Annotated in this window: 15 protein-coding genes; 4 read left to right on the forward strand and 11 right to left on the reverse strand. The window is 45.1% G+C overall.

Annotation, left to right across the window (positions count from 1 at the left end):
* Nucleotides 1–218: 218 nt before the first annotated feature.
* The 7 genes from mnmG to AWM73_RS08705 form a co-directional block, all read right to left on the reverse strand.
* On the reverse strand, nucleotides 219–2108 hold the full coding sequence (mnmG, locus tag AWM73_RS08675; protein WP_060778977.1) for a tRNA uridine-5-carboxymethylaminomethyl(34) synthesis enzyme MnmG: 1890 nt from the start codon (nucleotides 2106–2108) through the stop codon (nucleotides 219–221).
* A gap of 227 nt (nucleotides 2109–2335) precedes the next feature.
* Nucleotides 2336–3325, reverse strand: coding sequence for a helix-turn-helix domain-containing protein (locus tag AWM73_RS08680; RefSeq protein WP_060778978.1), 990 nt, complete (start codon nucleotides 3323–3325; stop codon nucleotides 2336–2338).
* 306 nt (nucleotides 3326–3631) lie between these two features.
* Complete coding sequence (gene mnmE, locus AWM73_RS08685) at nucleotides 3632–5020, reverse strand: tRNA uridine-5-carboxymethylaminomethyl(34) synthesis GTPase MnmE (protein WP_060778979.1); 1389 nt, start codon at nucleotides 5018–5020, stop codon at nucleotides 3632–3634.
* 189 nt (nucleotides 5021–5209) lie between these two features.
* A complete protein-coding gene (locus AWM73_RS08690) occupies nucleotides 5210–5950 on the reverse strand; it encodes an energy-coupling factor ABC transporter ATP-binding protein (protein WP_060778980.1) in 741 nt (246 codons plus the stop codon).
* 83 nt (nucleotides 5951–6033) lie between these two features.
* Complete coding sequence (locus tag AWM73_RS08695; protein ID WP_060778981.1) at nucleotides 6034–6711, reverse strand: CbiQ family ECF transporter T component; 678 nt, start codon at nucleotides 6709–6711, stop codon at nucleotides 6034–6036.
* A gap of 89 nt (nucleotides 6712–6800) precedes the next feature.
* A complete protein-coding gene (locus AWM73_RS08700; protein ID WP_060778982.1) occupies nucleotides 6801–7088 on the reverse strand; it encodes an energy-coupling factor ABC transporter substrate-binding protein in 288 nt (95 codons plus the stop codon).
* Nucleotides 7089–7820, reverse strand: a complete 732-nt coding sequence (locus AWM73_RS08705) for an energy-coupling factor ABC transporter permease (RefSeq protein ID WP_060778983.1) — start codon at nucleotides 7818–7820, stop codon at nucleotides 7089–7091.
* 434 nt (nucleotides 7821–8254) lie between these two features.
* Between AWM73_RS08705 and AWM73_RS08710 the strand changes: the two genes are divergently transcribed.
* Complete coding sequence (locus AWM73_RS08710) at nucleotides 8255–9577, forward strand: HlyC/CorC family transporter (RefSeq protein ID WP_060778984.1); 1323 nt, start codon at nucleotides 8255–8257, stop codon at nucleotides 9575–9577.
* 718 nt (nucleotides 9578–10295) lie between these two features.
* Here AWM73_RS08710 and AWM73_RS08715 read toward each other — a convergent pair.
* On the reverse strand, nucleotides 10296–12092 hold the full coding sequence (locus tag AWM73_RS08715) for a heavy metal translocating P-type ATPase (RefSeq protein WP_060778985.1): 1797 nt from the start codon (nucleotides 12090–12092) through the stop codon (nucleotides 10296–10298).
* Between the two features lie 219 nt (nucleotides 12093–12311).
* On the opposite strand from AWM73_RS08715, the gene AWM73_RS08720 reads away from it, so the two are divergent.
* From AWM73_RS08720 to AWM73_RS08730, 3 genes are all read left to right on the forward strand, one after another.
* Nucleotides 12312–13526: an AI-2E family transporter gene (locus tag AWM73_RS08720; RefSeq protein WP_060778986.1), complete on the forward strand. Its 1215-nt coding sequence runs from the start codon at nucleotides 12312–12314 to the stop codon at nucleotides 13524–13526.
* Between the two features lie 152 nt (nucleotides 13527–13678).
* Entirely contained in the window at nucleotides 13679–14002 is a 324-nt protein-coding gene (locus AWM73_RS08725; RefSeq protein WP_060778987.1) for a putative heavy metal-binding protein, read from the forward strand.
* A gap of 194 nt (nucleotides 14003–14196) precedes the next feature.
* Nucleotides 14197–14859 (forward strand): PepSY domain-containing protein, encoded by a 663-nt coding sequence (locus AWM73_RS08730; protein ID WP_060778988.1) that lies wholly within the window; start codon nucleotides 14197–14199, stop codon nucleotides 14857–14859.
* 315 nt (nucleotides 14860–15174) lie between these two features.
* Here AWM73_RS08730 and AWM73_RS08735 read toward each other — a convergent pair whose 3' ends face one another.
* The 3 genes from AWM73_RS08735 to AWM73_RS08745 form a co-directional block, all read right to left on the reverse strand.
* Entirely contained in the window at nucleotides 15175–17742 is a 2568-nt protein-coding gene (locus tag AWM73_RS08735; RefSeq protein ID WP_060778989.1) for a sigma 54-interacting transcriptional regulator, read from the reverse strand.
* Between the two features lie 93 nt (nucleotides 17743–17835).
* Nucleotides 17836–18684 carry a PTS system mannose/fructose/sorbose family transporter subunit IID gene (locus AWM73_RS08740; RefSeq protein ID WP_060778990.1) on the reverse strand — a complete coding sequence of 283 codons (849 nt, stop codon included), beginning with the start codon at nucleotides 18682–18684 and terminating at the stop codon, nucleotides 17836–17838.
* A complete protein-coding gene (locus AWM73_RS08745) occupies nucleotides 18681–19499 on the reverse strand; it encodes a PTS mannose/fructose/sorbose/N-acetylgalactosamine transporter subunit IIC (RefSeq protein ID WP_060778991.1) in 819 nt (272 codons plus the stop codon). The genes AWM73_RS08740 and AWM73_RS08745 overlap by 4 nt, the downstream gene beginning before the upstream one ends.
* Between the last annotated feature and the right edge of the window lie 8 nt (nucleotides 19500–19507).

Genomic DNA, 19507 nt, shown 5'->3' on the forward strand with positions numbered 1-19507 from the left:
ATTGATAAAAATTTGTTTGGCAAGTAGCTTTGAGCAGGAGTGGCGCTTTGAATTTAGTCATTAGCCATGAATAAGCAAGCGATGTGAAATACGGATAGTAGGCATTAGCCGTACTAGCCGTTTGAAGCTCGCTAGGCGAGAGACCTTGTGCTCGAGCCGGTGCCATGGCTTTTTAACGACTAAAATTCAAAAGCAAAACGCATGCTCATCAACTGTAATTAGTTAGGATGACTTTCCAAGTAAACCGCTAGGATAGACACATCAGCAGGGTTGACCCCTGACACCCGGCTGGCTTGGGCCAGAGTCCGGGGTTCAATGGTGGACAGACGATCTTTGGCCTCAGTGGCTAGCCCTTCGATTTGACTGTAGTCAATATCTTCTGGGATCAATTTGCCTTCCATTTTCCGCAGGCGTTTGACTTGTTTTTGGGCCTTTTCAATATAGCCAGCGTATTTAATGGCAATGGCCACTTCTTCATAAACCTTATGGCCCACTTCCTTGTCGCTTGGGGCAAATTTCAAGATATCCTCAATTGAAAGTTCCGGCCGGCGTAAGAGTTCAGAAGCCAAGATCCCGTCTTTCAAGCGAGCGGACCTCTTAGATTCCAGGTAGTCTTGGAGCTCATCAGTCGGTTTCAAACGGGTATGTTCCAAGCGGTCCAATTCCTCATTGACCGCGGCTTGGTGGGCTTTAAAGGTTTGGTAGCGGTCTTCAGTCACTAAGCCGATTTCATAGCCCTTCTCGGTTAAGCGCCAGTCGGCATTGTCGTGGCGGAGAAGGAGGCGGTATTCCGCCCGGGAGGTCAGCAGACGATAAGGTTCGGTCGTTCCCTTGGTCACCAAGTCATCCACTAAGACGCCAATATAGGCCTCGTCCCGGCCCAGGATCAAGGGAGCCTTGCCTTGGATCTTAAGCACAGCGTTAATCCCGGCATAGAGGCCTTGACCAGCGGCTTCTTCATAGCCTGAAGTCCCATTGGTTTGGCCTGCGGTGTAGAGGTTTTCAATTTTCTTGGTTTCAAAGGTCGCCTTTAACTGACTAGGACGGACCACGTCATACTCAATGGCATAACCATCACGGATGATTTGGGCCTTTTCCATCCCGGTAATGGAATGGACCATGTCAATTTGAACATCCTCTGGTAGGGAAGTGGACAAGCCTTGCAGGTAGATTTCCTCATTGTCGCGGCCTTCTGGTTCCAAGAAGAGTTGGTGCTTGGGCTTATCAGCAAAACGCACAATCTTGTCTTCAATGGAAGGACAGTAACGGGCTCCCACCCCTTCAACAATCCCGGTAAACATCGGTGCTCGGTCCAAGTTTTCCCGGATCAATTCATGGGTCTTACTGTTAGTGAAGGTTAAATGGCAGGGCACTTGTTCAGAAACCGGTAAATAATCTTCATCCGGGGTCATAAAGCTGAAGTGGTTAGGCTCTGCACTCCCTGGTTGGACTTCCATCTTGGAGAAGTCAACGGTCTTCTTATCTACCCGAGGCGGGGTCCCGGTCTTAAAGCGGGTAATGTCGAAGCCATATTTTTCCGCTAAATTCTTGGTCAAATGGAGAGCTGGTTGAGAGTTGTTGGGACCGGCAGAATATTTTAATTCACCGATAATAATTTCGCCTCGTGCACTAGTTCCCATAGTCAGAATGGTTGCTTTGGACCGGTAAATCGCACCAGTTTGGGTAATGACTCCTCGGCAGACCCCGTCTTCCACCACCAGGTCATCGACAATGCCTTGGCGGAGGGTTAAGCCGGCTTGGCCTTCCACGGTCCGGCGCATTTCTCGGGCATAGGCTTCCTTGTCCGCTTGGGCCCGCAAGGCGCGAACAGCTGGTCCCTTACCGGTATTGAGCATCCGCATTTGAATGTAGGTCTTATCAATATTCTTACCCATTTCGCCACCCAAGGCATCGATCTCTCTGACCACAACCCCCTTGGCTGGTCCACCAATTGAAGGATTACATGGCATAAAGGCCACCATATTAATATCGATAGTCATCAGTAAGGTTTCCATCCCCATCCGAGCGCTGGCTAGGGCCGCTTCACACCCCGCATGGCCTGCACCCACCACAATGACATCAAAACTTCCCGCTTCAAAAGTTTGCATTCATCCTCTTCCTTCCTAAATCAAGTCGTTCTTTCTTATCTTGCTAGTGGTTTCAATTTCCTTAACTAGGCAGTTAGCATTATTCATAAGCACTAAAAAAGTGTCCACTCCGCCCCTTGATTCAGAACGGAAAGACACTTTGACTGTCTAGCTATTTAATTTCCTGACAGATTATAGCAGGAAATGAAGAATTTGTAAAATAGGGAAACTGGGAAATTATGGCTAATTTAATCTTTCAAGACCACTTTCAGCAAATTTTCTAGGACTGCACTGAGAAGTCCCGCCACTGGGAAGATAATCCAGGACCGGCCCCAATCCTCAGTCCAGAAGCTATAGCCCAGGTAGATGGCCATGACCAGGGGCCAATAAATTTCCATATAGCGGTCAACCTTAAGGTCCAATTGGCGATCCTCTCTTTCTCCTAGCAATTCTTCATCCTGTAAAAGATAGCGGAAGCTGTTCCTGCGACTGACCACCTTGACTAGCTGATAAACGCCCAAGGCAACGCTGACCAGGGTCAAAGTAAAGCCCAGAGCCAGAGAGCTATTCTCTTCATTAATCGCTCCCCAGAGGAGTGGGATCCCCGCCAAGATACAGAGGGAAATCCCTATCACTAAGCCCCGTTGATAGGCGGCTTGGTAGCGTTTAAGCCCTTCACTGGCCAAGCCACTGACCCCATAAGCAGGGGTAAAGAGACCCTCACAAATGAATTGGTAGGGCTTTAAATCCTGGCTGTTCTTTACAAACAGGGCCACAGCAAGGGCAACAATGACTAAGGTCAAAGAGATCCCGAGAATGGAAATTTGTCCTTGAACATAAAACCAGCCCTGGCCTTCACTTAAAATCCCCATCACAGTGACAGGAATCCCAGCTAAGATACAGAGAAAGACTCCCAAAGCTAATCGATGGGCCCCTCTATAGCGGGCAGAGATGAAAGCATTGGCCTCCTCAATAGATAGTTTGGGAAGGGTAACCGCATCTACTGGGGAATCGTCACCCTCACTATAGTCCACTTGGTCTATCTCGTCTTTAATCAAGTAATCGGTGGTCACCCCAAATATCCGGGCCAGGTCTAGGATTTTCTCTAAATCGGGAATGGCTTCGGCCCGCTCCCATTTAGAAATCGATTGCCGGGAAACATTTAATTGTTGGGCCAATTCTTCCTGGGACCAGCCCGCCTGTTTTCTTAAATATAAAATTTTGTCAGCTAAAATCATGCCAACCACTTCCTTTCCATGAAAGTTCATGAGTTATTTTGAAAGCGGTCGACGCCTACCCCTTTCTTGTCTTAATTATAGGTGATTTAGCCAAGAGCAGCTAGCACCAGTCCAGATCATTGGCGCAACTAGGAGTTGCAAGCCCGTCAAATCAAGCTTTCGGACCAGTTAAGAACTCCTTTTTTAAAATAAATTCGTCAAGCTATAGCCATAAAAAAAGCCCCTAGCTTTACTTCTGCTAGTAATAGTAGAGGCTCGACTTGACCATCGATTAAAGATCAATTTTTATTAAGGTACTGCCCTAACTTATTTCCCTAGACAAAACTGACTAAAGAGTTTGGTAATCAATTCATCTGGCGCATTTTCCCCGGTGATTTCGCCGAGGAATTCAAAGGCCCGGTTAAAGTCGATTTGGATTAAATCAACTGGGGTGCCCAGACCAATGGCCTCCTTGGCTTCCCCAATGGCTTGGCTGGCCTTTTGAAGGAGGTCAATATGGCGGGTGTTGGACACATAAGTAGCATCCCGGTCGCCTGTTCGTCCCGAAAAGAAGAGCTGAGAAATTCTTTCTTCCAAGTCATCCACTCCTTGGTCTTGAGTAATCGAGGTTTTGATGATCTCTTCCTTATCAGCATAGTCAGCCAGGTCGTCAAAGCTCAAGGCTGGATCTAGGTCGGTCTTATTGAGGAGGATAATTCGATTCGAATCCTTAGTCATGTCTAAGAGTTCCCGGTCCATATCCGTTAAGGCTTCGCTTTGGTTGAGAATTAAAAGCACCAAGTCGGCTTCTTCCATGGCCTTGCGACTGCGTTCTACCCCAATCTTTTCGACCACATCCTCCGTGTCACGAATCCCCGCCGTATCCACCAATTTCAATGGCACGCCCCGTAAGTTGACATATTCTTCAATGGTGTCCCGGGTGGTCCCTTCAATATCGGTCACAATAGCCTTATCTTCACGTAAGAGGTGGTTGAGGAGGCTGGATTTGCCGACATTAGGCCGGCCAATAATGGCAGTTTCGATCCCATCACGGAGGATCTTTCCTTGCTTGGCGGTTTGCAGTAGCTTTTGCAATTCAGCTTGGATAGCATCAGCAGTTTGGTCTAAGAGTTCCAGAGTCATTTCCTCTTCTTCGTATTCCGGATAGTCAATATTGACCTCCACTTGGACCATAGCATCCGAAATCTTGTCCCGTAAGGTTGAAATCTTGGTGGACAATTTCCCGTCTAATTGCTTCATGGCTTGGTCCATGGACCGGTCTGTCTTAGAGCGGATCATGTCTTGGACCGCTTCTGCTTGGGTCAAGTCAATCCGACCGTTGAGAAAGGCCCGCTTGGTAAATTCGCCCGGCTCCGCCAACCGCGCCCCTTCCCTAAGAACCAATTGCAAGATCCGGTCAGTAGCCACCATACCACCGTGGCAGTTAATTTCGACAATGTCTTCACGGGTATAGGTCTTAGGCGCGCGCAAAACAGTGACCATGACCTCATCCATTTCTTGGTCGCTTTGAGGGTCAACAATATGGCCATAATGAATCGTATGGGAATCCTGATTGGCCAATTGTTTGGTGCCCATTTGGTAGACGGTATCGGCAATTTCTAGGGCTTGGTCCCCGGACAAGCGCACAATCCCAATCGCGCCTTCTCCCGGTGCCGTTGAAATCGCAGCAATGGTATCAAAACCTTCAGTAAACATGGCATTACTCCTCTTCAAAACATATGTAAACTCAATAAAAAAGTGCCTTTTCTGCCTGGTACTTGCTTGCAGAAACGACACTTTGACTGTCTTAATGATTTATTTTCTTAGTCACTACACCAGCATTATAAGGGCTAAGGGTCTAAAAGTAAACTATTAGGGTCCATTTTCTGAGTCCAATAGCCTGCTTTACTCGTCTAGGAGTCGGACTTGCCAGGGAAGTTCTAGGCCAATACTTTCCATAAAGGCCTCGGACTTAAAGACAGCCTCACTATCCCCCTGGGCCACAATACCCTTATCAGCGATGGCCAAATATTGGTCACAGAGCTGGTAGAGAAAGGCCATATCATGGCTTGAGATCAAGAAACGGTGGCCTTGCTTGACCAAGTCTTGGATAATTTTAGTCAGGTCCTTGACTCCAGCTGGGTCTAGCCCCACAGTGGGTTCATCCAAGAGAATCATGGCCGGTTGAATCACTAAAATCCCCGCCAGAGCCACCCGCTTCTTTTGCCCATAGGACAGGGTTTGAATCGGGCGGCTGGCTAAGTGATCGATCGCCAGGGCCTTGAGAGCACTAGCCACCCGGTCTTTAATTTCAGCCGGATCACGCTTCAAATTATGGAGGGCAAAAGCCACATCATCTTGAACCGTGGGGTAAAAGAGCTGTTGATTGGGGTCTTGAAAGACCATATTGACCGCTTGGCGAAGTTGGTAGAGGTCCTTCTTCTTATAGGACAAAGTCTTCCCTTGAAAGACCACCATCCCCTTCTCCACCGGAATAAGACCAGTTAAAATTCGCATCAGGGTGGTCTTGCCGGTCCCGTTTGCCCCCATGAGCCCAATCACCTGACCCTTGGAAAAATCATAGGAAATATCTTCAAATACGGTATGCCCTTGGTAGGCAAAAGATAGGTGTTTGACACTTAACATAATTTCTTCCTCACTTATTATTTTGTAAGCCTACAAATCCTTGTTCCCTAGCCGTTTTCAGTCTCTTTATTAAGGGATCAAAACTAATCCAGGTAAAATTCATCCTGGTAGAGTTTCAAATCTAAGGTGTCAGTCATTTCCGTAAAGCGATACAAAGATCGCTCCAAAACCACCTTAGCCAGTAAGGCCAGAGAATGGATAGACACTTTAGGGTGGGCATAACCATAGCGCAAATTTTGGGCCTGGTAGACCACCACTACATCATCTAAGAGGACAAAGATAAAGCGGTACATCAAGAGGACCAGTTCAATCACTACATAAGGGATATGGGCTTGCTTCATCAACTGTAAGATCTGTTTTAAGGGCGTGGTCAAGGTGAAGAAAAAGGTCACCGTGATCGCCGTCAAAGCTCTAATGATTAGAGTCAGAGTATAGGAAAGCTGACCACTTAAAAGCCCCAGGTAATAATCTCCCAGTGACAGCGACCAGGAAAAAAGGGCCGACTCTTGGCTAACCGACACCAACAAGGCCAGGCTAGAAAAGGCCAGAAACAAAACCGGACCAATATAGAGGTTCAAATAAGTCCGAAGCCTAATCGGCACCAGGTAGAGGGTGAGGGCCATGATCAAGAGGGTATACACCACTTCTAAGCTATTCCAGCCCGAAAAGGCCACTAGAATTCCCAAGAGCCAAAAGGCAAATTTAAACTTCCCCGACTTCTTGACCCACTTGGATTGATAGGTATAACGATCAATCCCCATAACATCACACCTTTTCACTAAGCATTTGCTTTTTAAAAGAAGCTGGGCACAGAACCTCAGCTTCTTTATTGAGAATACACTTCACTGGTTTATTTTTTAGCTTGGTCTAAGCCCTTGTTCTTACCTAAGTAGTAACCGACGATTCCACAAATAATCCCGGTACCGATGCTTCCTTGGAGGGTGAAGAGTAAGCTTTCGATTTCACCGGAAGCTGGTTCAAATATGGGTTCGAACCAAGGGGTATAAGATTCGTCTAATTCCCCAATCAATTCTTCAGCCCCACCATCGGAACCTTCATATTCACCATCAATGGTAAATAGGGGAATAAACATAATTAATAGGGCTAATAAGATGAGTAATAAATTTTTCTTTTTCATCTATTTCTTCACCTCTTTCAAGACGGTGTCGTTAATCATATTCACCATTACCACGGAAAGGAGCCCTTCAACAATAGCTAGAGGAATTTGGGTAATCATAAAGACCCCCATAAATTTCATAGCTGCCGCAAAGATCCCTAAGGCAGGGTCAGGATGGGCTAAAGCCAATTGGAAAGAAGTGGTCATGTAGGTGGCTAAGTCAGCTAAGGCTGCACAGAGGAAGATATTCACAGAACTTGGTAGGTTGATTTTTTCGCCTAAACGGTAAACGGCATAACCAACAAAAGGTCCTACAACCGCCATCGAGAAAGCATTGGCACCCAGTGTGGTTAAACCACCATGAGCTAGGAAGAGGGCTTGGAATAAGAGGCAGATAGTCCCTAAAACACTAATCACCCCAGGACCAAATAAATAGGTCCCCACACCGACACCCGTAGGATGGGAGGTTGACCCAGTCACGGATGGAATTTTTAAGGAAGATAGGATAAAGATAAAGGCACCACTGAGGGCTAATAAGACTTTATTTTTACTATCTTTTTTGACGCTTTCCTTAATTTGGTAAACCCCGTAGCAGAAGAAAGGAATGAAAATCGCAAACCAAATGATCACCCATTTCAGTGGCAAGTACCCTTCCATGATGTGCATGGCGTGGGCGGGTTCAGAGAAAGCCACTAATAAAAACAAGAAAGCCACTAGAAATAACTTTAGGGCTTGACTTTTAGATAAATGCATTAAAAATTTCTCCTTTTTGATACACTAAAATGCCTAACAATAACAACCCCCATGGGAAAAAAGGTCAGAAATAAGCGGACTAGTCGCAAAAAACTTGACCCCCAAGTCCTTATGAAAGCTGCTGGTCATCATCCCAGCAATGGTCACTCATGAAACTAGTCCTGAACTTATTTTCTCTACGCAATGTGGCTCGGCGAAGTCACTGCCTTACCCAAGATCTTGTAGCTACGCGAAAATTATACCCCATATCTAGTCCGCTTGCAATATTTTTCACAAGATTAGAAGGATTCTAAAGACAAATAAACTTTATGTTTATTTAAAATAAAGCGAACCCCTATCCGGTTCATTTTTTAGAATTCTTCTAGTCTATCGATGGGACAAGGGCAGGCTTTGTGCTATGATAGAAGTAATAAAATTTAGGAGGAATTTCATCTATGGATGACAGTTTTCTTGTCAGCATTATCATCTTTTTCGTTTGTGTACTCTTATCGGCCTACTTCTCATCATCAGAAACAGCCTTCACCTCAGCTTCTTCGATTCGTTTACAGAATGAAGCGGAATTAGGTGACGAGCGCGCCAAACAGGCCTTGGACTTACAAAACCAATTTGATTCCCTATTATCAACTATTTTAATTGGCAACAACTTCGTAAACATTGCCGCTTCTTCCATTGCGACCGTGGTCTTTATAGAGTTAATTCCTGAATACGGAGCCACTATTGCCACGGTCTTTACCACGGTAACCCTTTTACTCTTTTCGGAAATTACCCCGAAATTAATCGCCAAGATTGTTCCTGAACCCTTTGCCAAGTTTTCAACCCCCTATCTGCGGGCCATCATGTGGCTGTTCACACCCCTGGTATGGTTAGTTAACCAATGGCAAAAAATGGTCCAACACTTCTTTCCCTTGGAAGCTCAAGAAGGCATTAGTGAAGAAGAATTGTTGTCCATGGTTGATGAAGCCCGGGTCGGCGGTAGTATTGAACATGATGAGCAACGTTTAGTCAAGGCCGCCATCCGCTTCGATGACCGAGAAGTCTCCGCCATCATTACCCCACGGATTGACGTTGAAGCCATCGATGTGTCGGACAGTGACCAAGAAATTGAAGCGATCTTTGAAAACCAACCCTATTCCCGGCTCTTAGTCTATGAAGAAGACATCGACAATGTCCTCGGTGTCCTCCACGAACGCGACTTCAACCGCTATTTACGGGAAAAATTCAAACATCCTGAGAAAAAGATTCTCTTAAACAGTCTGCTACTGGATACCTTTTCCATCCCGCAAAATATGAAACTAGCCACCCTCTTGCGGCAAATGCAAGCCAAACAAATTCATATGGCCGTGGTCCGCGATGAACACGGCGGCATGATAGGGATCGTCACCATGGAAGACGTCTTAGAAGAATTAGTGGGTGAGATTTGGGACGAGGACGATGTGGTCACCCAAGATATTGAAACGATCGAAGAAGGTCAACACTATGTCTTCAGCGGCGGTTGTGCTATTGAAAAAAGCCAACCCCTCCTCCAACTCCCCCTCAAGGAAGCTAACCTCTACCACACTATTAACGGTTTTGCCACCCACTACCTGGGTAAATTACCGGAACTCGGCGACCACTTTGCGGTCGGGGCCTGGGTCTTTGAAGTGGTTGAAGAGGACAAACAAAGAGTCGGTAAATTGGACGCCAAACGCCTCCCTGAAGATGAGATCGTGGGCCAAGCCGCTCAATATGAAGAAAGTGACCACGACAAAGAAGAATAATTAAGAGATTTGTTAGTTTCTTCCCAGTTTGTTCACAAGTTCTTCACAATTATGGCTTACTATAAAAGCGTAGTAAATAGATACATTATTTCTATCTTTCTCCTCCCATTATAGAAAGACTAGAACAAAAGACGCCTGAGCGCGTCTTTTTTTATGGCTTACAACAAAAAAAGAGCTAGTTGGCTATTTTAACCCCCAGGACTTGGAGATTTTTTCCAAGTTTGGGCGCTATTAGCTACTAGCTCTTTTTACTGTTTTTTCAGCGATTTCGTCCTTTAGTGTGACTGTCATACTCTTTCAAACCTGCTCCAGTCACAGGACGAACGTCCGCTTCAAAAACTGGTAACGCTCAGTCTAGCTGAGCTTATGGTATTTTCCTCCAGCAATTCAAGTCTTTTGACGGCGTACTCACATCCTTATAACTGAGCTTATCCCAGTTTTCTCCAGCGATTTCGTCCTTTAGTGTGACTGTCGCACTCTTTACAGTTGAGTTCGGTGACAAAAGTGAACTCCACTTCAGAAATATTTGTCAATCCTCTTTGAGGATTTCCGCATATTTCTTCCAGTGTTTCACTTTTTCATGTCACCTCACATCCTTAAAACCTGCTCCAAGCGCAAGGCAAGCGTCCACTTCAGAAAAGGGCGACAGATTCTCTATGAGAATCTTTACTCCCTTTTCTTCCAGTGGTCTTGCCTTCTGGTGCGCTTGTCGCACTCTCTACTTCACTTGCATTCTGGCTCTTAGGGCGTAGAAGATGGCCATGAGGTCCATGACTTCTTGGAGTATGGCTCCGAGTAAGGCCGGGATAACACCAGTCGAAGCAATCAACATCAAGATAATTGAGGTCACAATTCCAAAGATCACGGCTTGTTTGGCCACTCTCAGGGTGTGTTTGGCAATTTTAACCGCTTGGGCCACCTTAGACAGGTCGTCCTTTAAGATCACCGCATCGGCGGATTCACTGGCTGCGGTTGACCCGTGGGCCCCCATGGCAATCCCGATATCGGCGACAGTTAGGGCTGGGGCATCATTGACCCCGTCCCCCACCATCATGACCGGACGAGACTCTTCTCTTAAGTCTTTGAGCAAGTTAATCTTATCTTCAGGCAGGAGATTAGCATGAACTTCTTCAATCCCCGCGCTGTCGGCGATCCTTTGGGCTATGTTTTCATCATCACCGGTTAGCATAATAAGCCGGTCGAGGTCCAAGCTTTCTAATTCATGGATGGTGGCTGGGGCTTCAGGACGGATTTGATCGTTAAAGGTAATCCGACCAGCATAAGCACCATCGATAGCCACATAGACATTGGTCTTGCCGTCAGTAATCTTTTCAGCTCCGACAAAGTCTGCCTTACCCACCTTGACTTCCTTGCCATCCACTTGGCCTTGGACCCCAGCAGCGGTCACTTCTTCTAAGTGGTTAACGGGACTGAGGTCTAAGCCCTTGTCATGAGCTGCATCCACTAAGGACCGGGCCAAAACGTGGGTCGAGGATTGTTCGGCACTGGCTGCATAGTGGAGAATATGATCAGCCTCAAAGCCCGCTTGGACTTCGATATCATCAACAGCTAGAGAACCCTGGGTAATGGTCCCAGTCTTATCAAAGGCCGCTGTTTTGACTTGGTCGAGTTTTTCCAAGCTGGTGCCTGATTTCATCACAATCCCATTGCGGCTAGAATTACTCATCCCACCCACAATGGCCACCGGAGCAGCAATAATCAAAGGACAAGGTGACGCCACCACCAGGACTTCAGCAAAACGAACCGGGTCTTTAGAGACAAACCAGGCGATAAAGGCAATGGCATAGGCAATAATGGTAAAGGGCACCGCATAACGGTCAGCCAGGCGGACAAAGGGAGCGGGCTCTTCCTTAGAATTCTCCACCAGGGCCACTAAACGTTGGTACTGGCTATCCTTAGCTGCCTTTTTCACTTCAAAGGTTAAGCTGGCGTCCCCATTAATAGACCCTGACATGAGTTCATCGCCCACGCCTTTTTCCACGGGTTTGGATTCTCCGGTCAAGGACGATTCGTCGACAAAGGTCTCGCCTTGGACAATGACTCCGTCCACGGGCACCAACTCATTGGGACGGACCCTAACTTGGTCGCCAACTTCAATCTCTTCCACCGGGATGGAATCTACCGAACCATCCGCATTAATCCGGTGGGCAAATTGGGGAGAGTGTTCCAGTAAGGCTTCCAGTTCCCGACTGGCTTGTTGGGTGGCATAGGCTTCCAGGGATTCTCCCCCAGTCATCATCACGAGGATCATTAAACTGGCCCAATGTTCCCCCACGGCTAGAGTCGCTAGGATAGCGGTAATCGCCAGAATATCCACCCCATAGTAACCATCCTTTAGGGTTTCAATCATATCCTTAGCCAAAAGAAGGGACATGATAATTCCCCAAATGGCAATCAGACAAAAGGCCATGGTCTCCTGCCCCATGAGAAATTGTAGGCAGAGGGCAACTGCACCAGTGACCAAGGTCACGATGAACTGTTGAAAATCAGTCATTTTTCTTCCTCCTTATTACTCATCTTACTTGCGTATGCTTAGTATACACTACTTTAGAATATTTCTAAAGTAGTAAGCTTATTTTTTTCAAAATATTTCCAAAAGGCCAAAAAGGCCGCTGACTTTGCTTTTTTCTTAAGACTTCTAACCAATAATTTGTTAAAGTAAACTTATGCCAAAAAAATATTCAATCATTAACCAATAAAGGAGGTTAACTTTGTGCATTTTAACCGTAAACAATGGTTATCACTGGGACTAGGCATCATCGCCCTCTGCCTGATTGTCCTCAATTGGTCAACCATCATCTCCTGGCTGGGCCAAGTCTGGTCGATTGCCTATCCGATCACTTTAGGGGCCATGATGGCCTATGTGGTCAATATTTTAATGTCGCTTTATGAGAAGTATTTATGGCCGCATACTGATAAGGACTGGCTGAGAAAAATCCGCCGCCCCATCGCCATTGTCTTGGCGCTCTTAACGATTCTGGCCATTATCGCCCTCACCTTGGGCTTGATTATTCCCCAATTGGTGGCTGTAGTGACCAACTTCATGGAAATCCTCCCCCGCCTCTTCCAAAGTCTCGATCGACTCCTAGAGCGCTACGAGGACCTCTATCCGGAAATTGTCTCCTATATGGGGAACTTGGACCTCAACTGGCAAAGCATGGTTCGGCGCACCGTTAGCTTTGCCCAAGGACTCACCTCGAGTTTAATTGGGTCAACTATTGGCGCTGTCACTTCAGTCGCCAGCTGGATCGTCACCATCTTTATTGCCATCATTATTACTTTTTATATTTTGATGTCTAAGGAAACATTGGGCCACCAATTCCACCGGCTCACTAAGGCATATTTAAAGGACAAGCGTTATAACCAAGTCCACTATGTCCTCGCCATGGTCAATGACGCCTTCTATAACTTTATCGCTGGCGAAGTGGTGGAGGCCGCTATCCTGGGCTGTATGGTTGGCTTTGGCATGTGGATTTTTGGCTTTCCTTACGCCAGCATGATCGGGGTCCTCACTGGGGTCACGGCCATTATCCCGCTCCTAGGGGCCTATATCTCTGGGGGATTAGGTTTTCTTTTGATCCTCATGCATTCACCGGTCCAAGCCCTGCTCTTTGTGGTCTTTATTGTGGTGGTCCAACAAATTGAGGGTAACTTGATCTATCCAAAAGTGGTGGGTAATTCCCTGGGACTTCCGGGCATGTGGGTCTTAATTGCAGTAACGGTTGGCGGTGGCTTAATGGGCGTTGCCGGTATGCTTATCGGCGTACCCATTGCTTCAGCCGGCTACCGCTTGCTTAAATTTGACGTCAACTACCGCGAGACCAAAGCCCAAGCTACTGACACTCAAGAGGTCAAAGCTCCTAGCCAACTGGCCCGCCAACACGACTTCAGTATCCAAGCCTTGGCTAGTGAAGAGGGCTTGAATTAAGCAAGGTCTGTGTCTTAATTTTTACCCAGAACCGTTCCCTCATCTTAAAAAAGGGGACGGTTTTTTTAGGCTAGCCCTGTTAGCTAAGGAGGCTAAGTGGTAAAATAAAAGTAGAAATTAAGCGCTTTTATTTAAAGATAAGGAGGCTTATCATGATTACTACAACTACCCCAAACATCCAAGGCAAGACCATTACCGCCTACCAAGGCATTGTCTTTGGCGAAGTGGTGACAGGGGTCAACCTGCTCAAAGACATGGGAGCAGGTTTTCGGAATGTCTTTGGTGGTCGGTCCAAGGGTTACGAAGGTGAACTGACCCAAGCCCGCGAAGAAGCCCTCCAAGAAATGGCTGACCGGGCCAAAGAACTGGGCGCCGATGCGGTGGTGGGCGTCAAGATGGACTATGAAACCCTAGGCGCTAACAACGGCATTCTCATGGTCACCTGCAGCGGTACCGCAGTCAGCTTAAGTGATTAAGTCAGGTGCCTGTCCAGCAAATTATATAAACCATTCCCTGCTAAACAGAGAGAAACTCTAAGTTTTTCTCTGTTTTTTATTAAGGAGACGTTAAGAATCCTAAAAATAAAGCGTTTCCATTTATGGTTTTTCAGTATTTCTCCTAAGCTTAAAGTATGTCAATCATATAAAAGCATTTTGAGGAGGACGATTCGATGAATAAGAAATTGAAAATCTCACTAGTCAGTCTAGCCAGCATCTTTACCCTAGCTGCCTGTGGCCAAGCGAATGATGGGGGAAATAGCTCCAAGACTGACCAAAATGAAAGCAGCCAGGAAGTTTCCAAAGAAACCAAGGGAGAAACGGCTTCCAAAGAGGAAAACCAAGACCAACAAGAATCTAAAGAGGGCAATAAGGACCAAGCGGAATCCAGCCAAGACCAAGACGGTATTGAAAATAAAGAATACGCCATTTCTATCGAGGATGCCGTTAATAAGTTTAACGAAGAAACCGGCGCTCAAGACGTTAAAATTGAAGAAATCGAATTTGACTATGAAGAAGAATTCAGCAAATATACCTATGAAATCCAAGGCTACAACGCTGAAAATGAATGGGACATGCACATTGATCCCGATAGTGGTGAAGTCTTGAAAGTAGAAGCTGAAAAAGAAGCCAATGATGAAAGCAAACAAATCGAAGTCACCAGCCTAATCACACCAAAAGAAGCTATGGAAAAAGCGCTTGCCGAACACCCAGGCGAAAAAGTCAAGAACTGGGAACTCTCTGTTGATGACAACGGCGTCATCCACTATGAAGTCGATCTCACCAACGTCGATGATGTGGATGTCAACGCAAGCAGCGGAGAAATTATTCCTTAGAGGGAAAGAGTGTGACGGATGCACCAAAGATCGATAGAGCTACGCATACTATATCTGTAACTCGCTGACGCTTCGAACAGCTATAGCAACTGGAGCTAAAGAGCAAAAATTTTTGAAAAGACTTTCTTGCACTTTAGTGAAGTAGAAGTCGATCTGCAGCCGGAGCAGGTTTGAAAAGAGTATGATAGTCACGTCAGTGGACATTCGTCCTGTGACTGGAACACGCTTGACAAATAATTAAAAAGGGATCTAGTAGAATGAAATCTGCTAGATCCTTTTTCTTTGGCCTTTACTTTTAAATGCTGTTAACAATAGTTAACTAGAATAGTCTTTCTCTTTTTGACTTTCCTGGTAACTGGTTAACATGGCATAGATGCTATAAATTTCCCAATCATTGACCTCAATGCGATAGAACTGCTTCAAGGGGTAGAGAATGGTATTGAGATAGTTATAAAAAGGTTTATTATTTAGACGCAATTGGTGAATATCAACCGCCAGCTCATAATCCACTGGGTCTAAAATAATCCGTTCAATCATCAAGGCCAAATGCATGGTTAAGGTAAAGTTAATCTTGGGTGGGAGCTCGATTTGAAAACGGTCCTCAAGCTTTTCAATCACGCCGGTTACTTGGGTAATAATAACTTCAGGATTTAAGAATTCCAAGCGCGAGGACAAGCCTTCTACGGAAAAGAACTTGAGAAAATCCTTAAATAAAACTTGGAGATCAGTTAAAGCCACAATATCTTTAAAATAAGTACTTAGATTGTCAGAATCATTTTCTAAGAGTTCTAGTAAATTAACATTTTTCACCCGGCCCTGGCAATCCAAGGGGGTGGTGGTGAGGACAAAATAAGTGGCATCAAAATAATTTTCATTGATATCCTGCTGGTGAATTAAATGGAGGAGCTCATTATAATTCATTACAATAGTTTTAATATTAGGCTTCAGATATTTTTTCAGAATATCAGCCATGCCCTCAGCTAATTCTTCTCCAGAAATACTGGAAATAATAATATTTTTTTGAATATCAAAACCTTCAAAGAACTGAACCTTAGGTGAAAATTTTCCCTCGGTTTCTTCAATAAAATCGGTCATCGAGCGTTTTTGAATCAGATAATTACCAATTTCTAACGCCAGGGCAGTACTTAACTGGTTAATGACAAAGAGTTCCCCACGAATTTCCGGTTTCAAGCCCTTATAAAGGGTTGTCAGGGACCCCATATCCACCAACATAATAATTCCCGACAAAGTTTGATGGTCATCCATCCACTCCTTGACCCGGGCAATAACATCATGAACTGAAGCGGAAAAAGGCATATTAATGGCATCAAAGATATAATGATCATTTAATTGGTTGGCCACCTTTTGGATACTGGAAGCCGTCGAATCCCCGTGGGCCACCAGTAAAGCATGGTAGGTCAGGTTCTCATTGACGGCATCCAATAGCAAGAGACTTAAATACCAGACCAAGTTCTTATAAGCCTTGGGATCAAGACCTTTACAAACTTCCCTAGCCAAGGAATAGGTCCTAGAATAATCAGCAAGAATTTTCTTTTTAAGATGGCTAGGAAAAGTAATTTCTTGCAGGTAGGATTGGTAGGCACTATAAAAGCGGATAAAAGTTTGGACATGGTCATTAAAAATGTTTTTGCCTAGGATGGCCTGGCAGGACTTCACTAAGCTTTGATAGAGAATGACTGGTTCCAAATTCGATTGTTCAATATTATTTAAATGATCTTGGGTAAAACCAATAAAATCTGAGCGGACGCTATAAATCGAGGCTTGGTCAAAGACCTTCTGTAGGGGTTTGATAATTAATTGCTCAATGTCTTCTTGACGCTTTGAAGGCCCTTCCTTAGCATCGATCGTCAGGGCCTGATCAATATGGTTCTGATTAGAAATCAAGAGAAAATCCGCGTTATCCTGGTATTCAAAGGCCTGGGCACATAATAATTGGATATTATTGTAGAGCGAACCAATATTGCCGGGATATTTTTGGTTAACGAGAAATTCAAAATCACCAATGTCAATTTTAATGGGTAATTCTAGACGCTTAGACTCCTTACGAAAGAGGGTTTCCACTAATTTAATCCGCTCATCATATGGCCTTTGATGGAAGTCCGGCAGCTTAATAGTTAAGGGAATCCGCCGGTAAAAGGTGGGCAAGAGGACTTTTTCGGGATCCTCAGAAGTCGCAAGGACCAAACGCACCTTAGAATAAACTTCCTCATTTTCTTCACCCAAGGGCCGGAAATAGCCCTTATCCAAGAATTGGAAGAGCTTCTCCTGGTTTTCATAAGAGAGCCGATGGACTTCGTCTAAAAATAGAAGACCCTGGTCAGCAGTTTTTAAGAGTCCATCACGTTTATTATCTGCCCCGGTAAAGGCCCCTTTGACATGACCAAAGAGAAGTGAGGACATTAATTCCGGGTTATTGGCATAGTCAGCACAGTTAAAGACGGTAAAACGCTCGGAGCAAGACTTATTCAAAGCATGGAGCTGCTTATAAATCAGTTGGGCCAAATAAGACTTGCCTACCCCAGAATTTCCATTTAATAAAATTGGCAAACCAATTGGTGGGTAATTGACAGCAGCCTTAATTTGTTTAATTTCTTCCTTAACCGACCCTTGACTACCAATAAATTGGGCAAAATAATCAATCGGATCTTCGCTTGTTTGCGACTGCTTAACTTGGCTAGCTAAAGACCAATAAACAGGGCGTGAATCGGACTTCTCTACCTTGCCGAGTTTGGCTAAATTATTGAGATAATTGCTGGTTAAGGATCGACTACGACCGATCGCCTCACTCAAATCTTTAGTACTTAGTGGCTGGGACTGCCGTAAAAGGATATTCATTAATTCTTTTTGGATGTCTTTCTTCACAATAACTCCCCCCGTTTAAAAAGGCTACGTTTAATCGCAGCCTCTTATCTTGTGATTTTTATCACACTATCTATTAAAGGATAAATTACAAGATTATACAACCCCTAAAAGTCCCAGAACGACTGAAAGGAGGATAATTCCTAACATAATCCAGTTAACATTCACGCGTTTATTCCGGATTAAATAAAAAGCTAACAAGGTCACGGCCATGGGCACTAAACCTTTAAAGAGTTGGTCTAAGTATTCTTGAATTAAAATCGGGTCGCCACCGCCGTTAACGGCAACTGACAAGGTAGTCTTAAATTTAACGTGGGAGGCTGTCATCGAGCCCACCATCATCAAACCAAGCATAGAGGAAGCCTTGGTAATGACTTTCATGGCTCCAGATTCATAGACCTTGCGGATAAAGTTGGTCCCTAAGGAATAACCAATATCCAGCATATAGTAATGAATTAAGAAAGCTGGAATGTTATAGAGTAGCAGGAAAATGATAGCTCCTAAAGGTGACCCAGTCGACGCAATGGATATCCCAATTCCTGCGGCAATCACCCGTAAAATCCCCCAGAAGAAGGAATCCCCAATCCCTGAGATTGGTCCCATCAAGGAAGTTTTTACCGCTGTGATGGAGTTAGGGTCAAAGTCATCAGACTCGGCATTGGATCTTTCCATGGCCGCAACAATACCAGTAATCAGATTATTCAAGTGCATGGTGGCATTGTACCACGTGGTATGACGCACCAAGGCATCGGCTTTTTCTTCATCAGTTTTATAGAAACGGTTAATGGCAGGCAAGAGGGTATACAGTAAACCAATGGCATGGTATTGGTAAGCCCCGGTCCGACTCATATTAATGGTCCAAGACCGCCAGAACATTGACCGCAACATCTTTTTATCTTCAATGGCTTCAGGACTTTGTGCCTTTTTTTGACTTAATAATTTCATGAGAAAAAGTCATCCTCCTCTGCTTGATCGGTGTTTGCAACATGATTGCTTGATGCTGCCGCTTGTCTTAGGCTTCTTAATTCATTCAGCTCTAAGTCACGTTGAGCACTGACTAGACAGATCACAAAACCAAGAGCCGCAACGGCAACAGCGGGTAATTTCAAGTAGGCAGTTAGAATAAAACCCAATAGGTAGAAGACAGCTAATTTATTATTCCATAAGAGCTTCATCAAGAGGGCAAAACCAACAGCAGGTAAGAGCCCACCAGCAGCCTTCAAACCATTCATTAAGGCCTCAGGGATATTATTGACTAACTGTTCAATCGGACCACTTCCGGCGAGGACACCGATGAAGGTGATAGAAGCTAAGATGAAGAAGTAGACCAGGAAACTAAAGTAATGTAGGAAAACGATACCTTTTTGGTTATTTTCCCGTGCAAATTTATCAAGTGCTGGAGCAAAGATGTTCATAAAAACGTTCTTCAAAAACATCACCACGAAGGCGGCTAACATACCAATAGGGATCGCTAAGGTAATAGCGGCTTGTTGTTCAACATTAGAAATAATAGCAAAGGTCACTGCCAGGGCAGTCGCGGTTACCGGTTCAGCGGAAATCACCCCACCGATATTCACATTACCCATAAAGACGGCCTCTAAGGCAGCTCCGATTAAGATACCTGTGGTCATGTCTCCCATACATAAACCTGTCACTAGTCCAACCACTAAGGGACGTTCGATCATGGATTGACCCGTCAAATAGGTGACTGAGGAACAGAAGAAGACAACGAAAAAGGCAATTATTGCATAAGTAAGCATCATTCAAT

It is taken from the genome of Aerococcus urinae (assembly GCF_001543175.1).
Classification (GTDB): Bacteria; Bacillota; Bacilli; order Lactobacillales; family Aerococcaceae; genus Aerococcus; species Aerococcus urinae.

Bases quoted from the DNA above. Each gene is read 5' to 3' on its own strand.
- mnmG (WP_060778977.1), bottom strand. From the start codon at position 2,108: ATGCAAACTTTTGAAGCGGGAAGTTTTGATGTCATTGTGGTGGGTGCA.
- AWM73_RS08680 (WP_060778978.1), bottom strand. From the start codon at position 3,325: ATGATTTTAGCTGACAAAATTTTATATTTAAGAAAACAGGCGGGCTGG.
- mnmE (WP_060778979.1), bottom strand. From the start codon at position 5,020: ATGTTTACTGAAGGTTTTGATACCATTGCTGCGATTTCAACGGCACCG.
- AWM73_RS08690 (WP_060778980.1), bottom strand. From the start codon at position 5,950: ATGTTAAGTGTCAAACACCTATCTTTTGCCTACCAAGGGCATACCGTA.
- AWM73_RS08695 (WP_060778981.1), bottom strand. From the start codon at position 6,711: ATGGGGATTGATCGTTATACCTATCAATCCAAGTGGGTCAAGAAGTCG.
- AWM73_RS08700 (WP_060778982.1), bottom strand. From the start codon at position 7,088: ATGAAAAAGAAAAATTTATTACTCATCTTATTAGCCCTATTAATTATG.
- AWM73_RS08705 (WP_060778983.1), bottom strand. From the start codon at position 7,820: ATGCATTTATCTAAAAGTCAAGCCCTAAAGTTATTTCTAGTGGCTTTC.
- AWM73_RS08710 (WP_060778984.1), top strand. From the start codon at position 8,255: ATGGATGACAGTTTTCTTGTCAGCATTATCATCTTTTTCGTTTGTGTA.
- AWM73_RS08715 (WP_060778985.1), bottom strand. From the start codon at position 12,092: ATGACTGATTTTCAACAGTTCATCGTGACCTTGGTCACTGGTGCAGTT.
- AWM73_RS08725 (WP_060778987.1), top strand. From the start codon at position 13,679: ATGATTACTACAACTACCCCAAACATCCAAGGCAAGACCATTACCGCC.
- AWM73_RS08730 (WP_060778988.1), top strand. From the start codon at position 14,197: ATGAATAAGAAATTGAAAATCTCACTAGTCAGTCTAGCCAGCATCTTT.
- AWM73_RS08740 (WP_060778990.1), bottom strand. From the start codon at position 18,684: ATGAAATTATTAAGTCAAAAAAAGGCACAAAGTCCTGAAGCCATTGAA.
- AWM73_RS08745 (WP_060778991.1), bottom strand. From the start codon at position 19,499: ATGCTTACTTATGCAATAATTGCCTTTTTCGTTGTCTTCTTCTGTTCC.